A 16,799-nucleotide genomic window follows, 5' to 3' on the forward strand; every position below is an offset into this window, starting at 1 on the left:
AACCTAATCTCATCGCGCGTCAGAGCGTCTTCATCTCGACCTTGCCGTCGTTGATCTCGATGAGATAGACGTTCGGCTGGCTCTGCCCGCTCTCCTTGCCCTCGGGGCCGGACTTGCGGAACACGATGTCGCCGTTCAGCCCCTTGATGTTGATGTTCCAGAGCGCCGCCTTGATCGCGGCGGGCTCGGCCTTGCCGGCTTTCTCGATCGCGGCCGCCGCGGTGCGGATGCCGTCATAACCGCGAAAACTCTCGGTGCAGCCGGCGAACTCGAAGCCGCGCTTCTTCCATTCCGTGATGAAATAGTTGGTCGCCTCCGGGTTCGGCGTCTTGTCCGGGAACCAGGGCAGGAAGGTCGTCAGATGCATGGTGCCGTTGGCGGCGGCGCCCGCCTGGGCGATGATCTGGTCCGGGTTCTGCGAGCCGCCGGTGGTGATGATGCGCTTCTTCAGGCCCAGCGCGGCGGCCTGCTTGAAGATCAGGGTGAGCTGGTCGACCGCGGTCGTGACGATGACCGTTTCGGAATCCGAGCTCTTGATCTTGGAGAGCTGCGCGCTCATGTCCTGCGCGCCCTGGTCCATGGTCTCGACCAGGCCGATGGTGATGCCCTTGTCCTTCATCATCTTGCTGAAGTCCTCGGCGGTGCCGCGGCCCCAGTCGTTGTTGATGACGAGGAAGTCGACCTTCTTCAGCGCGAGCTTGTCGACGATGCCCTTGAACGCGGCAGCCTCGACCGCCGAGGGCGGTGAGATGCGGAAGATGAAGGGGTTACCCGTCGTGGTGATCTTGCCGGATGACGAGGTCTCCACCACCATCGGCGTTTCATATTCCATCAGCTTCGGCATCACCGCGAGCGTCAGGCTCGACCCCCAGGCCCCCATCAGCACCGGCACCTTGTCGCTGGTGATCAGCTTCTCGGCGACGGCGGCGGCTTCCGTCGGGTTGCTCTTGTTGTCCTCGATCACCAATTCGATCTTCTTGCCGAGGATGCCGCCCTTGGCGTTGATCTCGTCGGCGGCGATCCTGGCGCCGTTGACGACATAGGTGCCGGAGGCCGCGAAGGCGCCGGTGAGCGGCTCGTTGACGCCGATCTTGATGGTCTGCGCCCCTGCCGTGCCTGCGAACAAGGCCGTCGCCAGCGCGATAGCCGGAACCAGTCCGAGTGTTCGTGTCATGTTGTCTCTCCAAATCCCACGCTGTTGATGTCTAGGCAGTCCAGGCTTCGTCATTTCGTGGCGCGCGAACACACCGATGCGTCATTCCGGCTCGCTCCTGCGGCCAAGCAGGCGCGCGAGACGCGCGCGTAAAACGTCCGAGACGATCGACCAGAAGCTGAGCTCCGCCGGCGCCCCCGCCCTTGACGGCGCGCCGGACATGTGGCGATCGAGATTGGCGGCGAACTCCGCAACGAGGCGCTTGGCGAGATCGCGCACCAGGCCGGGACGACCGACCTGGGCGAGCATTCCCGTGAGCGTGTAACCGATCGACAGCTCGACGGCAGTCGCTGTGCCGCCTTCGAGCGGCAGCAGGCGATAACGGATCTCACCTTGCGTCGCGGAATGACTGCGCTGGTCGGTGCCGATGCCGACGATGCGCCCCGACAGCGTCGCGGGATCGCGCTCGACGCGGGCGGCGCCTTCGAAGGCCGCTGCGATCGGCCCGAGCCTGACGCGGATCAATCCTTCCACGCGCTCCGGCCTTGGCGGCGATTTCAGCGATACGCCGGGCAGGCAGGCCGCGATGGCCCCGATGTCGTCAAACATCGCAAAAACCTTTGCCGGCGGATGCGGCAGCGTGAAGCGCTGATCGAGAACGGTCGCCGGGATGAAGTCGGGGATGCTGCCGGGCTCGGCACTCTCCGATGCCGGAGCCAACGCTTGCTGCGCAGGCCGCGGTTCGCTTCGGCCGGATGCAGCTCGGCCCGATCCTGCGGGGCCGAGACTAGTCCGGCCGCCATCGGCCAGCGGCGCGATATCGGGCGCGCGTCTCGCTTCGATCACGGACTGCACCGCGCGCACGATGCCGACATAGCCGGTGCAGCGACAGAGATTGCCGCTAAGGCCGACGCGAATGCGTCGCTCGTCGGCGTCGGGCAGACGCAGCACGAGGTCGCGTGCCGAGACCAGCATGCCGGGGGTGCAATAGCCGCATTGAAGCGCATGCTCGCGGGTGAAGGCGGCGCGCAGCTCGGTCGTGATCTCGTCCTCGTCGAGGCCCTCGATCGTGGTGATGTCTGCGCCCTCGCAGGCCGCGGCATAGGTGATGCAGGAGCGCGCCGGTACGCCGTCGACCAGCACGGTGCAGGCGCCGCAGACGCCATGCTCGCAGCCGAGATGCGTGCCGGTGAGATCGAGCTTGTCGCGAACGAAATCGGCAAGGCTGGTGCGCGGCTCGGCGGACAGCTCCACCGCACGGCGATTGACCTGGAGCGCGATCGTGGTCATGCCGCGGCCTCCAGGACGGCGCGCTTCAACACGCTGACGTGAATGTGGCGCTGCGCGGCGTCGTCGATGCCGGCGTTTGCCAGAAGGGCATCGGCGACACGGACATCTAAACGCTGCTTGTAGTCGGCGGCGATGCGGCCGCCGAACAGCTCGGTGGCATCGGTGATGACGATAGGCGCCGTATCGATGGCACCGATCACGACGCGCGCCGAAGCGGCGGTGGGATCGACCAGCACCGCGCCGATGGCATGGGCGAACTCACCGGTCTTGCGGCAGCTCTTGGCGTAACCCCAATGGGCCGACGCCGATCGCGCCGGCACGTGGATCGCCTCGACGATCTCGCCGGCGTGCAGCGCGGATTCCAGCGCACCGACCACAAACGCTTCGACGGCCATCGATCGCGCACCGGCAAGACTGCGCAGTGTCACCCGCCCGCCTAGCGCCGCCAGCGCCGAGATCCAGTCCGCGGCGGGATCGGCGTGGCTGAGCGAGCCGCCGATGGTGCCGCGATTGCGCACCGCGCGATAGGCGATGTTGGCGGCGACACCGCGCATGGCGCCGCGGGTCACGTCCGCCGTGCGCCCGTCCTCAATATCGGCATGGGTGACCAGGGCGCCGAGCACGAGCTCGCCGCCGGACACCTCCGCGCGCTTGAGCTCGGCAAGGCCGGAGATGTCGACGATCAGCTCCGGCTGCACCAGCCGCAGATTGAGCATCGGCCCGAGTGACTGCCCGCCGGCGATGATCTTTGCCGAGCCGCTGCTTGCGGCCAGCATCGACAGCGCGGCATTGAGATCACGCGGGCGCTCATAAGCGAAGGGTGCCGGTTTCATGCCGCGCTCCTCTCGGTCGCGCGCGCGGCCAGCACCGCTGCGACAATCCGATGCGGCGTGATCGGCGACTGCATCAGCTCGACGCCGAGCGGGCGCAGCGCGTCGTTGACGGCGTTGGCGATCGCGGCCGGCGGCGCGATCGCACCGCCCTCGCCGATGCCCTTCACGCCGAACTGCGTATAGGGCGACGGCGTCTCCATGTGGTCGAGGCGCGCGGCCGGAACTTCCGTCGGTCCCGGCAGCAGATAATCGGCGAGCGTCGTCGCCAGCGGCTGGCCGGACGCATCGAACGGCATTTCCTCGTAGAGCGCGGTGCCGATGCCCTGCGCGAGGCCGCCATAGATCTGGCCGTCGACGACCAGCGGATTGACCAGCACACCGCCGTCCTCGACGATCACATAGTCAAGGATCTCCACCTCGCCGAGATCAGGATCGACCGCGACGACGGCGGCATGCGCGGCGTAGCTGAAGGTGCCGCTGTCGCGCACGGGCTTGTAGCCTTGCGTCACCTCCAGCCCGCCGGGATCGACATCGGCGGGCAGGTCCTGCGGACGGCGGTACCAGGTATGGGCGATCGCCTTCAGGCTGACGCTGCCGTTGACGCCGCGCACCTCGCCGTTCTGCAACACCACGGCGGCCGGATCGTGTTGCAACAGTTTTGCGCCGATGCGCCTGGCACGCTCGCCGAGCTCGCGGCAGGCGGTCGCGACCGCTCCGCCCGCCATCACCATCGAGCGCGAGCCCCAGGTGCCGGTCGAATAGGGCGTCATCGCGGTGTCGCCGAGGATGATGCGGATCTTCGCGACATCTACGCCGAGGATCTCGTGCGCGACCTGTGCGAGCGTGGTCTCCATGCCCTGGCCGTGCGAGTGCACGCCGACGCGGAGTTCGAGGCCGCCGTCCGGCGTCAGCCGCGCCGATGCCTGCTCGTGACCCGGGACCATCGGGATGCCCCAACCGGAATAGACCGAGGTGCCGTGCGCGGCCTGCTCGCAATAGATGGAGACTCCGACGCCGATGCGGCGGCCGTCCGCCTCACCCTGCTTTTGCTTCGCGCGGATCGCGTCGATGTCGATGGCGGCGAGCGCGCGGCGCATCGCTTCGGGATAATCACCGCTGTCGAAATGTTTTTTGGTGATGTTGTCGAACGGCATCTGTTCGGGGCGCACCAGATTGCGCAGCCGCACCTCGCCGGGCTCGAGGCCGGCCTCGGCCGCCACGAGATCGAGCATCAGCTCCAGCGCAAAGCAGACGCCGGTGCGCGCGACGCCGCGGTAGGGCAGGATCGGGCATTTGTTGGTGGCGACCGAGAAGGTGCGGCAGCGATAGGCCGGCATCCTGTAGGGGCCGGGCAGGATGCTGGCGACCTGTGCGGCCTCCAGGCAGGCCGAGAACGGATAGGAGGAGTAGGCGCCGGAATCCACCGTTGCCTCGCAATCGATGCCGCGTAAGCTGCCGTCGCTGTCGGCATAGACCGTGATCCTGTAATGATGCTCGCGGCAATTGGAGCTGGCGACGAGATGCTCGCGGCGATCTTCGAGCCAACGCACCGGATGGCCGCAGCGCATCGTCAGCCAGGACAGGCAGACCTCTTCGGGCAGCAGAATGCCCTTGTGGCCGAAACCGCCGCCGACATCGGGCGAGATGACGCGGATCTGGCCCTCCTCCATGCCGAGGCACTCGGCAAGGCCGCTGCGGGTGATATGCGGCATCTGGGCCGCCGAATGCAGCGTGAGCTGGTCGAGCCGGGAATCGAAGGTCGCGACCACGCCGCGGCCTTCCAGCGGCGACATGCATTGCCGCGCGGTCGAGATCTCGCGGGTCACCTTGATCGGCGCGTCGAGCGCGGCGGAAATGTCGACCTCGTAATTGGTTTCGAGGAAGACGTTGTCGCCCCAATGCTCGTGCACCAGCGCCGAGCCGGGCTCGCGCGCCTTCAGCATGTCGGTGATGGCGGGCAGCTCCTCCAGATCGAGCGTCACGGAGGCCGCGATGTCCTCCGCCTCGGCCCGCGTCGGCGCGAGACACATCGCGACGAGCTCGCCGACCTGACGCACCTTGCCCGTCGCCAGCACCGGCTGCTCGGAGATCTTGAAGCCGGGAAGCCCTGACACCGCGCGGATCGGCTTAATGCCGACGAGGTCTGCGGCGGTAAACACGCTGCCGCGATAACGCTCGGGCACGTGGATGCCGCGGATCCGTGCATGCGCCAGCGGGCTGCGCACGAAGGCGACGTCCTGAAGGCCGGCGGGCCTGACGTCGCCGACATACCGGCCGCGGCCGCGCATCAGACGGTCGTCCTCCTTGCGCGGCAGCCGTGCGCCTACGCCCTGCCCGGATTTGCCCGAAGGAAACTCTCGCTCGTTGCGCAACTCCGCGCCCTCCTTCACCGCCGGGCCTTACGCCGCGACGGCTTGCGGCAGGATCGGCGCGACCGCGTCGAAGCGCGTGCCGGCGCGCAGGCAGAAGGCCGGCTGCAGCAGGCGATCGGCGATCACCTCGTTCTTCTCGTTGTCCTTCAGGACGAAGCGGCCGTTCTTCTCCGCGAGCACGGAGACGTCGGCGTCCATGCCGACCTTGAGCGCGCCGATCTCGCCGCTGCGGCCGAGCATCTTTGCGGGATTGGACGTGACCATCGGCACCACCTGCTCGAGCGACAGGCCGAGCGCCATCATCGAGCTCATCGCCTGGACCAGACTGAACTTGGCCTGACCGGCGAACGGATGGTTCTCCTCGTCCTCGTGCTGGTCGGGCGTTCCCGCCGGCGCCGGCACATGGGTGTTGTAGCCGTGAATGTCGGCGCCCAGCGTGGTCGGAATGATGCCGGCGGCGATCGCCTTCTTCGCGAGCCGATAGGAGAAGTGGCTGCCGTGGCCGACGTCGACCTTCAGGCCGCGATCGAGCGCGGCCTGAATCACCGGATGCACTTCGCCCTCGCGGTTGACGAAGCCGCCGGGATGGCGCGTGAAGGGATGGGCGAGAATGTCGCCCTCGCGCAAGAGCGGGATGACGCGGGTGAGGATGGTGTCGGCGTCTTCGCCGTTGGCGCCGCTCTCGGGCAGGCCCCAGAGCTGGCCGAAATGCACATAGACCGGCAGGTCGGCGCGCTTGCCGATCTCCGCCGCCATCTCGATGACGCGGATGCCCCAGCGCGCGAAGCCGCCGATCTCGGCATGGGCCTTGATGCCGCGCACGAGGTCGAGATTGGCCGTCGCCGACTTCACGGTCGCGTCGATATCGACGCCGTCGGGACTGTAGAGCTGCGGATAGAAGTGTCCCTCGAGTCCGCCGACGAGATAGGCGGAGAGAAAGGCGTAGACGCGCGAGGCCGAAGGCTCCGCGATGAAATGGCGAAAGCCCGGCAACGTCATGCAGGACGGGCCGCCCTGGTCGACCAGCGTCGTCACACCCGACTGCACGCCGACCATGTCGGGGTTCATGCCGAAGCGTCCGGAGACATATTGATAGACATGGGCGTGGGTGTCGATCAGCCCGGGCAACACCAGCTTGCCGCTGACGTCGACGACCTCCTTGGCGCTGGTCGGCAGGATGTCCGCCGCGACGGCCGCGATCTTGCCATTGCGGATGGCAACGTCCTTGATGCCGTCTACGCCCGAAGCCGGGCAGATCACGCGACCGCCTCGCAGCAGAAGGTCGAAGCTGGCAGTGACGGACATGGCACTCTCCTTGGTCCCGCGCAGGCGGTTGCTCCGCCCCGGATTACGAAGCATGCTTCGCATTTGAATACGAAGTATGCTTCGTATTTTGACAAAAGCAAGCATCATGCCATGATCAGGCGGTGGCAGCCGCGCTCGAATCGAGCTAAGCGCGACGGAGTTTCGGGTTGGGAGAGCGTGCATTGCGGCAAGCCAGGAAAAGTCGCAGCGGGGGCAAGCACCGCCCCTGGCCATTGTCGCAACGCCCCGGCTATCTGATCCGGCGTCTGCACCAGATTCACGTCGCGCTGTTTCAGGACGCCTGCGGCGAATTCGAAGTCACGCCGCTGCAATACAGCCTGCTCTCGGCGCTGGCGGTGCGCGAAACCGCCGATCAGACCACTTTGGCGGCCGATATCGCCCTCGATCGCACCACGACGACCGGCGCGCTGAAGCGGCTGGCCGCCCGGAACCTGGTCGAGCGCGCCGTGAACAAGGACGATCGGCGCGCGCGATTGTGCCGATTGACGCCGGCCGGCGCGGCGCTGCTGGTCAGGATCGAGGGCGCGGCGCGGCGGGCGCATCGTGCGACGCTCGGCGATCTCAGCGAGCGGGAACAGGCGCTCTTCATCGCGATGATGCAGCGCATCGTGGCCGGCAACCCAAGTCGCGACAGTTCCGCTGCCCTATTCGACTAAGCGCAGTTGCTGCGCTTTTGGGTTGGGCTGCTCAATTTATCATCGTATGGCTGCCCGGCCGTGCAACTCTCTCCGCCGCTCGCCGGCGAGTCGGACACGTAGTGGCGAGCCGGCACATGAGCATCGGCCGCGCTTGAAAACGCAATAGCAATCCGGCGCGAGCCACGCTGCATCCGCCATCGGCGCACGCCCTGCCCGGCCGCGTCGCAACCAATGGCACGATTTATGCTGCGATGATGCGAAGCGTGCTTCGTATTGGGGGATGTCATGACGGATTCCGAACTTCGCGCTGATATTCACAGCATCGAGCCAATTCCCGATGCGGACCGGGACTCCACCGGCCCGCAGCAGATGTGGATCTGGGCCGGCGCCAACATCGCGCCGGTCAACTGGGCGCTCGGCGCGCTCGGCATCATTCTCAAACTCGGGCTGATGGAGACGATCGCGGTCATCGTGCTCGGCAACATCGTGGGCTGCGCGATCTTCGCGACCTTCACGGTGATGGGGCACAAGACCGGCGTCAACCAGATGGTGCTGAGCCGCTCCGCCTTCGGCGTCCGCGGTGCCTATCTGCCCAGCATCCTGATGTTCCTGATGACGCTGGGCTGGATCGGCGTGAACACCTATTTCCCGGTGAAGGTCTCGATGGGCATTCTCGGCCAGTTCGGCGTGCCCGACACCTGGCTGATCGAGATCGTCGTCATCACGCTGGTGATGGCGGTGCAGGTGCTGATCGGCATCTACGGCTTCTACGCGATCCGCACCTTCGAGAAATACACGGTGCCGCCGACCATCGCCATCATGGTGCTGATGAGCGTCCTGGCCTGGACGCGGCCCGGCGTCGTGAACTGGAGCCTCACGACCTCGCTGCCGCCGGGCGCGCATATGGCGATGCTGACCTTGCTGATGACCGCGATCGGCGTCGGCTGGGGCATTTCCTGGGTCACGTGGGCCTCCGACTATTCGCGCTTCGTGCCGCGAAGCGTGCCGTCGAAGTCCGTGTTCTGGTACAGCTATATCGGCATGTTCGTGCCGACGGTCTGGCTCGGCATCCTCGGCGCCACCATCGCCTCGACGACGCTCGACACTGATCCCGCCAAGATGGTCAGCGCGGTGTTCGGCGGCCCGGTCAGCATCCTCGTCCTCTTGATGGTGCTGCACGGTCCGATCGCCACCAACATCCTCAACGTCTATTCGGCGACATTGGCGGCGCTGAGCGCGGGGCTGAAATTCTCGCGGTTCTGGCTCACCGTCATCGTCGGCGTCGCCGGCTATCTGGTCACGCTCTACTTCATCTTCGCGCCGTCCTTCGCGAAGGCGTTCGATAACTGGATGATCGGCCTGCTGTTGTGGATGAGCCCGTGGGCCGGCGTCGTGCTCGCCGACTACTTCATCAAGCGCAAGGGCGAGATCGACGTCGCCGAGCTCTATCGCTCGCCCGAGACCAGCGCCTATGGCGACATCAACTGGGCCGGCATGATCGCGTTCTTCGCCGGCCTCGTCGCCGGCTGGCTGGTGGAGGACGGTCTCGTCGGCGCGCTGCAGGGGCCGATCTCGATCAACTTCCTGGGCGGCGCCGATCTGAGCTGGCTGTTCGGAATTGGCGTGGCAGGCCTCGTCTATCTCGGGCTCGGCAAGTTCGCGACCTCGCCCTCCTCGATCGTTGCGAGCAGCGCAGGCAGGTAGCGGCATGGACCACGTCCTGCGTTCCACGCCAGGAAACGTCCAGTGGGGACTCTGGGACGGACGATTGAAGCCGGTGCTCCGGGTCGCATCCGGAGACCGGGTCACCATCGAGACGCTGTCGGGCGAGCCGGACGATCTGCCCGATCCCTCGCTCGGCTATGAGGTCGTGCCCGGACATGCGGAGGTGCTGGCAAGCGCCTTCCGCGGTCCGGGCCCGCACCTTCTCACGGGGCCAATCCATATCGAGGGCGCGGAGCCCGGCGACGTGCTGGAAGTGCGCATCCTCGTCATCGAACTGCGCTGCAACTGGGGCTGGAATCTGCAGGTGCCGACGCTCGGCACGCTGCCGGAGGATTTTCCGGAGTTCCGCCGCATTCACATTCCGCTGGACCGCACGCGCAACGTCGCAAGACTTCCCTGGGGCCAGGAGCTGCCGCTCAGTCCCTTCTTCGGCAATTTCGGCGTGGCGCCGCCGCCGGCCTGGGGCCGGCTGTCCTCGAAAGAGCCGCGCGCGTTCGGCGGCAACATGGACAACAAGGAGCTCGGGGCCGGCAGCACGCTTTATTTTCCGGTGTTCGTGCCGGGCGCGCTGTTCTCGGCCGGTGACGGCCACGCGCTGCAGGGCGACGGCGAAGTCTGCCTGACCGCGATCGAAGCCGCGCTCACCGGCACCTTCGAATTCCATGTCCGCCGCGATCTCCGTCTCACCTCGCCCCGCGCCGAGACGGCGTCCGACTGGATCACCATGGGGTTCGACGAGGATCTCGACGACGCGGCCAAGGCGGCGCTGCGCGACATGATCGCGCTGATCCGGGAGAAGAGCGGCCTCGGCGCGCAGGATGCCTACACGCTCTGCTCGATCGCCGCCGACCTCCGCGTCACGCAGCTGGTCGACGGCAACAAGGGCATCCACTGCGTGCTGGCGAAATCCCGCATGCCGCGACACGTCTAGGATCAGGATCCCGACCGATCGGCGACCTCTTCGCAGGTCAGGAACGCGACACCCTCGAGACCGCGCAGCCAGCCCAGCAGGCCGTCGAGCGCGGCGACGCGGCTCGCCCGCGCGCTGCCATAGTCGCTGCGCGGATGCAGCGTCAGCGTGATCAGGCAGCGCTCGCGATACATCGCCTCGATCTCCTCGCGCCACATCTTCATGACGCGATCATGGGTCTGGCGCTGGCCGTAGAGCGTCGCGTCGATCAGGATCTCCGCATGCGGCACCTCGATCATGCCGCGGCCGCCATCGGCATCTAACCGGTACGGATGGTCGTCATCCTGGAAGCTCGAATCATAGCGATAGCCGAGATCGGCGAGATGCCCGAGCGTCCGCTCCGTGAGGCGCCCATGCGGCGCCCGGAAACCGCGCGGCGCGCGGCCTACGATCCGCGACAGCGTGGCATGCGTGCGATCCAGCAGCGCCCGCTCGTCGATGCCGGCCGCGTCCATCTCTTCCATCGCCCAGCCGTGCGCGGCGATCTCATGACCGCGGCCGGCGAGCGCGGCGATGTAGGCGGGATTGGCCTCCGCCTCCGCGCCGGGCACGAACACGGTGGATTTGATGCTGTGGCGATCGAGCAGCCCGAACAGCCGTTCGCAGCCGACCGCATAGGCGTATTTTCCGTACGAAGCGCGGCCGAACAGCGCGTCCTCGTGAGCTTGCGTCAGCTCCACCGTCTTGCCCTGGAGGTTGACGGTGACGACAATTGGAATGATCGTCTTCGTCATTGTCCGCTCCAGTCCCGCCGCCAATCGATCGGACGCTTCAGGCACCATTCGGCGAGCTCGAGCATGCCGACGAAGCGCACGCCGTCGTGGCGCTTGGCATATTTGATCAGCCCTTCGACTGCGGCGACGCGCGCGGGCGAGCCGGAGCCATAGCCGACGCGCGGGTGGAAGGTCAGGTTGTAGTAGCCGCCCTCGGCATAGATGGCATCGAACTCCTGCTCCCAATGCGTCAGCACTTCCGACGGCGGGGTGTAGCTGACGCGGTAGAACGGGAAATCGTCGAGGCTCGAGGTGTTGTTGGGCAGGCAGACATAGTCGCTGCGCTCCTCGCCGTCGTAGCGGGCGAGATACGGCAGGTCGAAATCCTTGTCGCTGGAATCGTAGACATAGCCGAGCTCGCGGAGCTTGCGCAGCGTGCGCGCGGTCTTGTGCCCGGATGGCGAGCGCCATCCCCGCGGCGCGATGCCGGCGATCTCTGTGAGCAGCCGGTGCGTCCGTTCCAGCAACTCCGGCTCGGCATCGCCGGGATCGACGCCTTCGTGAAAATAGCCGTGCGAGCCGATCTCGATGCCCGAGCGCGAGATGTCGCGGACGAGATCCGGGCTCTCCTCGGCGTCATAGCCGGAGACGTAGAAGGTCCAGGGCACGTTGTGCCGCGTGAACATGTCGACGAAGCGCGGGATGCCGCATTTGGCGGAATAGCGACCGTGCGAGCGGGCCCCGAGCGGCAGCTGGCCGCGGCCGCGTTCGAGCGAGGTGCCGTCGAAATCGAGCGTAAGGCCGACGACGCAGCGCGCGCCGTCCGGCCAGGCATGTTGCCTGCGCTGGGCAAGGGAGATCATCTGACAACCTCGACATTCCAGAAGCGGGGTTTGCGGCCGGCCCACGGCGCGTAACCGCGCACCTTGGGCGAGACCGCGGACACGTTGACGCCGGAGCTCCACACGATCATCGGCGCATCGTCGACGAACAGTTTGTGGAGCGCATCGAACAGCGGCTGGCGCGCCGCGGGTTCGGACGTTTCCATCAGCTTGCCGAGCAGCTCGATCGCATCGCGATTGCCCCAGACGCGATCCGGCTGCGCGGCCTTGTCGCCGATGAAGCGGTCGAGGCCGAAGGCCGGATCGAGATAGGGCGTGTAGTTCCACACCATGAGCTGATAGTCGCCCTTGTTGTAGCGGCTGAGCTGGGCCGCGAACTCGACGACCTCGACCGTGAGGTTGAGGCCCGCCTGCTGCGCCATCGCCTGCGCCAGCACGGCGACGTCGTTCATCACCGGAAACCGTGAATTGGTGGTGATCCTGATCGGCTCGCCCTTGTAGCCCGCCTCGCTCAGCAGCTTCTTCGCGCGCGCGATGTCGAGGTTTTGGCCGGCCTGCTCCACCGCGCCGTAGCAACGGCTCGACAGCGGCACGAGCGAGGTGCTCGGCTTGGCATAGCCGTCGGTGAGATTATCGCTCATGCCGGGATAGTCGAGCGAGGCCGCGATCGCTTCGCGGATGCGTTTGTCCTTCAGCAGCGGATCGCCCGTCTGCATCACGATCGCATTCAGCGAGGCGACCGGGGCCGAGGCGATCAGCAGGCCTGCCGACTTCAGCTCGCCCGCGAACTTGGGATCGGCCGACGGCCAGAGGTCGAGATTGCCCGACCGGATCGCGGCCTTCGCCGCCGCCGGATCAGGCACGATGGACAGCTTGATCCGATCGACCTTGGGCAGCTTGGCCCCGGCGAGCCCATCGGCCGGCTCGCTGCGCGCCGCATAGGCCTCGTTGCGGGTGAGCTCGACGAACTGGCCGCGGCGCCACTCAGTGAGCTTGAACGGGCCGGTGCCGATCGCCTTCTGCCAGGCACCATCGGCGCCGACCGAGTCCGGATGCGCGATGCCGGTGCCGTCGCAATCGGCCCGCGCCATCGTGCTGAGGAAGGCGCCGCTCGGCTCCGCCAGGCGGAAGACGACCTGCTCCGGCGACGGCGCCGTGATCTCGACGATGTTGATCCTGCGCGTGCCGTCGAAACTGGTCCGGCATGGCCAGGCCGATTTCGGATCGAGGAAGCGCTCCCAGGTCCACGCTACCTCGCGCGACGTCAGCGGCGCGCCGTTGTGAAAGGTGACGCCTTCGCGCAGCGTAAAGGCGTAGGTGCGGCCATCCTCCGACGTCTCGACCGCTTTGGCCAGCATCGGGGCGACGGTGCCGTCGCTGCGCCAGGCGACGAGCCCCTCGTAGATCTGCTGCAGCACCAGGCCGGTGTTATCATCGGGGCTGTTGCCCGGCATCAGGCCGCGGATGTCGGTCGTGACCATGCTGCGCAGAACGCTCTCGGCGCGAGCCACAGACAGCGACGCAAGCATCAAACACAACGCAACGACAAAACGCTTCATACGCAAGATCCTGATTAACCCGAGGCACGCGCCGCCGCTTCGCTGGCGAAGTCCAGGACCGGCGCGGCCGCGAGCAGCGCCTTGGTGTAGTCATGCTGGGGGCGATCGAAGATGTCGTCGCGCGAGCCCTGCTCGACGATCTTGCCACCCTGCATCACCACCACGCGGTCGGCGACCTGCTCGACCGCCGCAAGATCGTGGCTGATGAACAGGCAGGCAAAACCGTATTGCGCCTGCAGCCGCTCGAACAGTTTTAGCACCTGCGCCTGGATGGTCATGTCGAGCGCCGAGACCGGCTCGTCCGCAACGACGAAGGCCGGCTCGCGCACAATGGCACGCGCAATCGCGATGCGCTGCCGCTGCCCGCCGGACAATTCATGCGGCCAGCGCTTGCCGAGGCCGGCAAGCCCGACCTCGTCGAGCATCGCCTCGACGCGCCTGTCGCGCTCGGACGGCGTCAATTGCGGCACGTGACGCAGCGGCTCGGCGACGATCTCGCCGACGCGCATGCGCGGATCGAGCGAGGAATAGGGATCCTGGAACACGAGCTGCGAGGCGAGACGGAAGTCGCGATCGACGGTGGCCGTGACGTCCCTGCCCCGGAACCTGATCTCGCCGTCTGTTGTCGGAATCAGCCGCAGCATGGCACGGCCGAGCGTGGTCTTGCCGGAGCCGCTGCCGCCGACCACGGCAACGGTCTCGCCCGCGGCGATGTCGAGATCGACGCCGTTGACGGCGGAGACGCCACCATCGCGGCGGAATAGCCGCTGTCGCCCGGCGAAGCCGACCGTGAGCCCGCGCACGCTGACGAGCGGTTCGCCACCCTGTCGCGCCTTCGTCGTGGCGCCGCGACGCGGCAGGGCCTCGACCAGACGTTTGGTATAGGCCTCGCGCGGCGAGAACAGGATCTGCCGCGTCGTGCCGGTTTCGACCATCCTGCCCTGGCGCAGCACCAGCGCGCGCTGCGCATAGCGCGAGACGAGGCCGAGATTGTGGGTGATCAGCATCACCGAGGTGCCGTGGTCGCGGGCCAGCCCGACCATGAGGTCGAGCACCTCGCGCTGCGTCAGCGTATCCAGCGCCGTGGTCGGCTCGTCTGCGATCAGCAGCTTTGGCTTCAGAAGCATCACCGAGGCCAGCATGATGCGCTGGCGCATGCCGCCGGAGAATTCGTGCGGATAGGCGTCAAACGTCCGCTCGGGATCGCGGATCTGCACGCGCGCCAGCATGTCGAGGCAGCGGCGTTTGATCTCGCGCTTGCCGAGCCGCTCGTGCAGGCCGAGGCCTTCCGCCATCTGCGCACCGACGCTGATGGCGGGATTGAGCGACACCATCGGCTCCTGGAACACCATGCCGACAACGGGCCCGCGCAGCGTCCGCATCTGGCGCCCCGAGACGTTGGCGAGATCGACGCCGTCAAGCACGATGCGGCCGCCGGCCTTACGCAGCCCCGGCGGCAACAGGCCGAGCACGGCGCGTGCCGCCGCCGTCTTGCCGCTGCCGGATTCGCCGACGACCGCGAGGAACTCGCCGCGCTCGACGGCAAAGGACAAATCCTCGACGATCGCCGCCTTGCTGGCGGCGACCTCAATGCGCAGATTCTCGACCGACAGCAGCGTCATCCGTGCGCCATCCTGGGGTCGAGGCGATCACGCAGGGAATCGCCGAGCAGGTTGATGCCGAGCAGCGTCAGCGCGATGCAGAGGCCCGGGGCGATCGAGAGCCAGGCCGCGGTCTCCATGAACGGACGGCTTGCCGCCAGCATGTTGCCCCAGGTCGGCGCCGGCGGCGGCACGCCGAGGCCGAGGAAGCTCAGCGCGCTCTCGGCGAGCAGCACCCAGCCGAACATGCTGGTGGCGAGCACCGCAACCGGCGCAATCGCGTTCGGCATCACGTGGCGGAACATCGAATAGGCTTCCGAGTTGCCGATGACGCGCGAAGCCTCGACATATTCCTTCTCGCGGATCGACAGCACGGTGCCGCGCACCACGCGGACCACCGACGGGATGTAGGCAAGGCCAAGCGCCAGGATCAGCCCGACCTTGTTGGCGCCGACCACGATCATCACCGCCAGCGCCAGCAGGATGCCGGGGAACGCCAGAAGCGCGTCGTTGACCGCCATGATGATGCGATCGACCCAGCCGCGGATGTAGCCGGCCGCGCAGCCGATCACCATGCCGGCGGTCACCGCAAGCAGCACCGTGATCAGGGCAATCACGACGCTCGCGCCGGCCCCGACCATGATGCGGCTGAGCACGTCGCGGCCGAACTCGTCCGTCCCGAACCAATGCAGCCACGACGGCGCCTGCAGGCGCGCGCGCAGATTGATGCGCAGCGGGTCGAACGGCGTCCAGAACGCACCGGTGCCCGCCGCACCGAGCAGGAGCGCGATCAAGGTACCGCCGATCGCGGTGTTGGCGCGCATCCTCATGCCACCGTCACCCTGGGATCGAACAAGGGATAGCAGAGGTCAACGATCAGATTGACCACGACGTAGATCACCGCCGTGAACAGCAGGCAGCCCTGCACCACGGGATAGTCGCGCGCGAAGATGGAATCGACCAGGAGCCGGCCGAGACCGGGCAGCGTGAACACGGTCTCGATCACGGCAATGCCGCCGAGGAGATGGCCGAGCACGAGGCCGATCAGCGTCCAGGTCGGCGCAAACGCGTTCGGCAGCACGTGCCGCGCAAGCACGCGCCATTCCGGCACGCCCTTGGCGCGTGCGTGGGTGACATATTCGAGCCTGAGTATCTCGATCGAGGCGGCGCGCGCCATGCGCGTGAGCAGGCCGATCTCGACCATGGTCAGCGTCGCGATCGGCAGCACAATGAAGGTCGCCGCCTGCCAGAAATTCTCCGCGAAGGGCACATAGCCGATCACCGGCAGCCATTTCAGCTTGAGGCCGAACAGCAATAGCAGCAGAAGACCGAGCCAGAAGCTCGGGATCGACAGCAGCAGCGTGGCGCCGCCGACGACGGAGAGATCGAGCAGGCTGTTCTGCTTCCAGGCCGCGACGAGGCCGGCGGGAACCGCGATGCATGCGGCCGCCGCAACCGCCACCAGCACGATGACGGCGCTGACCTGGAAGCGATCGAGGATCAGCGGCAGCACTTCGAGATTGTTGGTGATGGAGTGCCCGAAATCCCCGGTCGCAAGCTTGGCGATCCAGTGCATGAACTGGACCGGGATCGGCTGGTCGAGCCCGAGCTGGGCGCGGAGCTGCGCCGCCTGCGCGGGATCGGCAGCATCGCCGAGCATCACCTGAACGGGATCGCCGGGAATGAGCCGGACCAGCGCAAAGACCCCGACCGCGACCAGCAGCAGCGTCGGGATTGTCATGGCCAGCCGTCTTGCGAGGTAACCCAACATGGCGCC

At 66.9% G+C, this 16,799-nt stretch carries 14 protein-coding genes; 3 read left to right on the plus strand and 11 right to left on the minus strand.

Going from position 1 to position 16,799, the window contains the following annotated elements; genetic code table 11:
* Positions 1-19: 19 nt before the first annotated feature.
* The 5 genes from N2603_RS29015 to N2603_RS29035 all read right to left on the minus strand — a co-directional run bounded on the left by N2603_RS29015 (position 20) and on the right by N2603_RS29035 (position 6,953).
* Entirely contained in the window at positions 20-1,174 is a 1,155-nt protein-coding gene (locus tag N2603_RS29015) for an ABC transporter substrate-binding protein (RefSeq protein ID WP_260384816.1), read from the minus strand.
* 81 nt (positions 1,175-1,255) lie between these two features.
* Positions 1,256-2,443: a xanthine dehydrogenase family Fe-S subunit gene (locus N2603_RS29020; RefSeq protein WP_260384817.1), complete on the minus strand. Its 1,188-nt coding sequence runs from the start codon at positions 2,441-2,443 to the stop codon at positions 1,256-1,258.
* A complete protein-coding gene (locus N2603_RS29025; protein WP_260384818.1) occupies positions 2,440-3,276 on the minus strand; it encodes an FAD binding domain-containing protein in 837 nt (278 codons plus the stop codon). The genes N2603_RS29020 and N2603_RS29025 overlap by 4 nt, the downstream gene beginning before the upstream one ends.
* Positions 3,273-5,666 (minus strand): xanthine dehydrogenase family protein molybdopterin-binding subunit, encoded by a 2,394-nt coding sequence (locus N2603_RS29030; RefSeq protein WP_260384819.1) that lies wholly within the window; start codon positions 5,664-5,666, stop codon positions 3,273-3,275. The genes N2603_RS29025 and N2603_RS29030 overlap by 4 nt, the downstream gene beginning before the upstream one ends.
* 9 nt (positions 5,667-5,675) lie before the next feature.
* A complete protein-coding gene (locus tag N2603_RS29035) occupies positions 5,676-6,953 on the minus strand; it encodes an amidohydrolase/deacetylase family metallohydrolase (RefSeq protein ID WP_260384820.1) in 1,278 nt (425 codons plus the stop codon).
* Between the two features lie 182 nt (positions 6,954-7,135).
* Between N2603_RS29035 and N2603_RS29040 the strand changes: the two genes are divergently transcribed.
* From N2603_RS29040 to N2603_RS29050, 3 genes are all read left to right on the plus strand, one after another.
* Positions 7,136-7,630, plus strand: a complete 495-nt coding sequence (locus tag N2603_RS29040) for a MarR family winged helix-turn-helix transcriptional regulator (protein WP_260384821.1) — start codon at positions 7,136-7,138, stop codon at positions 7,628-7,630.
* A gap of 267 nt (positions 7,631-7,897) precedes the next feature.
* The gene (locus N2603_RS29045) at positions 7,898-9,316 is read left to right on the plus strand and encodes a cytosine permease (protein ID WP_260384822.1); all 1,419 of its coding nucleotides are present in this window, start codon (positions 7,898-7,900) and stop codon (positions 9,314-9,316) included.
* A 4-nt stretch (positions 9,317-9,320) separates the two neighbouring features.
* Entirely contained in the window at positions 9,321-10,268 is a 948-nt protein-coding gene (locus N2603_RS29050; protein WP_260384823.1) for an acetamidase/formamidase family protein, read from the plus strand.
* A 2-nt stretch (positions 10,269-10,270) separates the two neighbouring features.
* Here the strand turns inward: N2603_RS29050 and N2603_RS29055 are convergent, their stop codons facing one another.
* The 6 genes from N2603_RS29055 to N2603_RS29080 are packed head-to-tail and all read right to left on the minus strand — an operon-like array spanning position 10,271 to position 16,793.
* A complete protein-coding gene (locus N2603_RS29055; RefSeq protein ID WP_260384824.1) occupies positions 10,271-11,041 on the minus strand; it encodes a polysaccharide deacetylase family protein in 771 nt (256 codons plus the stop codon).
* Complete coding sequence (locus N2603_RS29060) at positions 11,038-11,883, minus strand: polysaccharide deacetylase family protein (protein WP_260384825.1); 846 nt, start codon at positions 11,881-11,883, stop codon at positions 11,038-11,040. Before N2603_RS29060 ends, N2603_RS29055 begins: the two co-directional genes overlap by 4 nt.
* Entirely contained in the window at positions 11,880-13,421 is a 1,542-nt protein-coding gene (locus N2603_RS29065; RefSeq protein WP_260384826.1) for an ABC transporter substrate-binding protein, read from the minus strand. Before N2603_RS29065 ends, N2603_RS29060 begins: the two co-directional genes overlap by 4 nt.
* A 14-nt stretch (positions 13,422-13,435) precedes the next feature.
* Positions 13,436-15,043: an ABC transporter ATP-binding protein gene (locus N2603_RS29070; protein WP_260384827.1), complete on the minus strand. Its 1,608-nt coding sequence runs from the start codon at positions 15,041-15,043 to the stop codon at positions 13,436-13,438.
* A complete protein-coding gene (locus tag N2603_RS29075; protein ID WP_260384828.1) occupies positions 15,040-15,852 on the minus strand; it encodes an ABC transporter permease in 813 nt (270 codons plus the stop codon). Before N2603_RS29075 ends, N2603_RS29070 begins: the two co-directional genes overlap by 4 nt.
* The gene (locus N2603_RS29080) at positions 15,849-16,793 is read right to left on the minus strand and encodes an ABC transporter permease (RefSeq protein ID WP_260384829.1); all 945 of its coding nucleotides are present in this window, start codon (positions 16,791-16,793) and stop codon (positions 15,849-15,851) included. Before N2603_RS29080 ends, N2603_RS29075 begins: the two co-directional genes overlap by 4 nt.
* Positions 16,794-16,799 lie beyond the last annotated feature (6 nt).

The sequence above is a fragment of the Bradyrhizobium huanghuaihaiense genome, from assembly GCF_025200885.1.
Classification (GTDB): Bacteria; Pseudomonadota; Alphaproteobacteria; order Rhizobiales; family Xanthobacteraceae; genus Bradyrhizobium; species Bradyrhizobium huanghuaihaiense.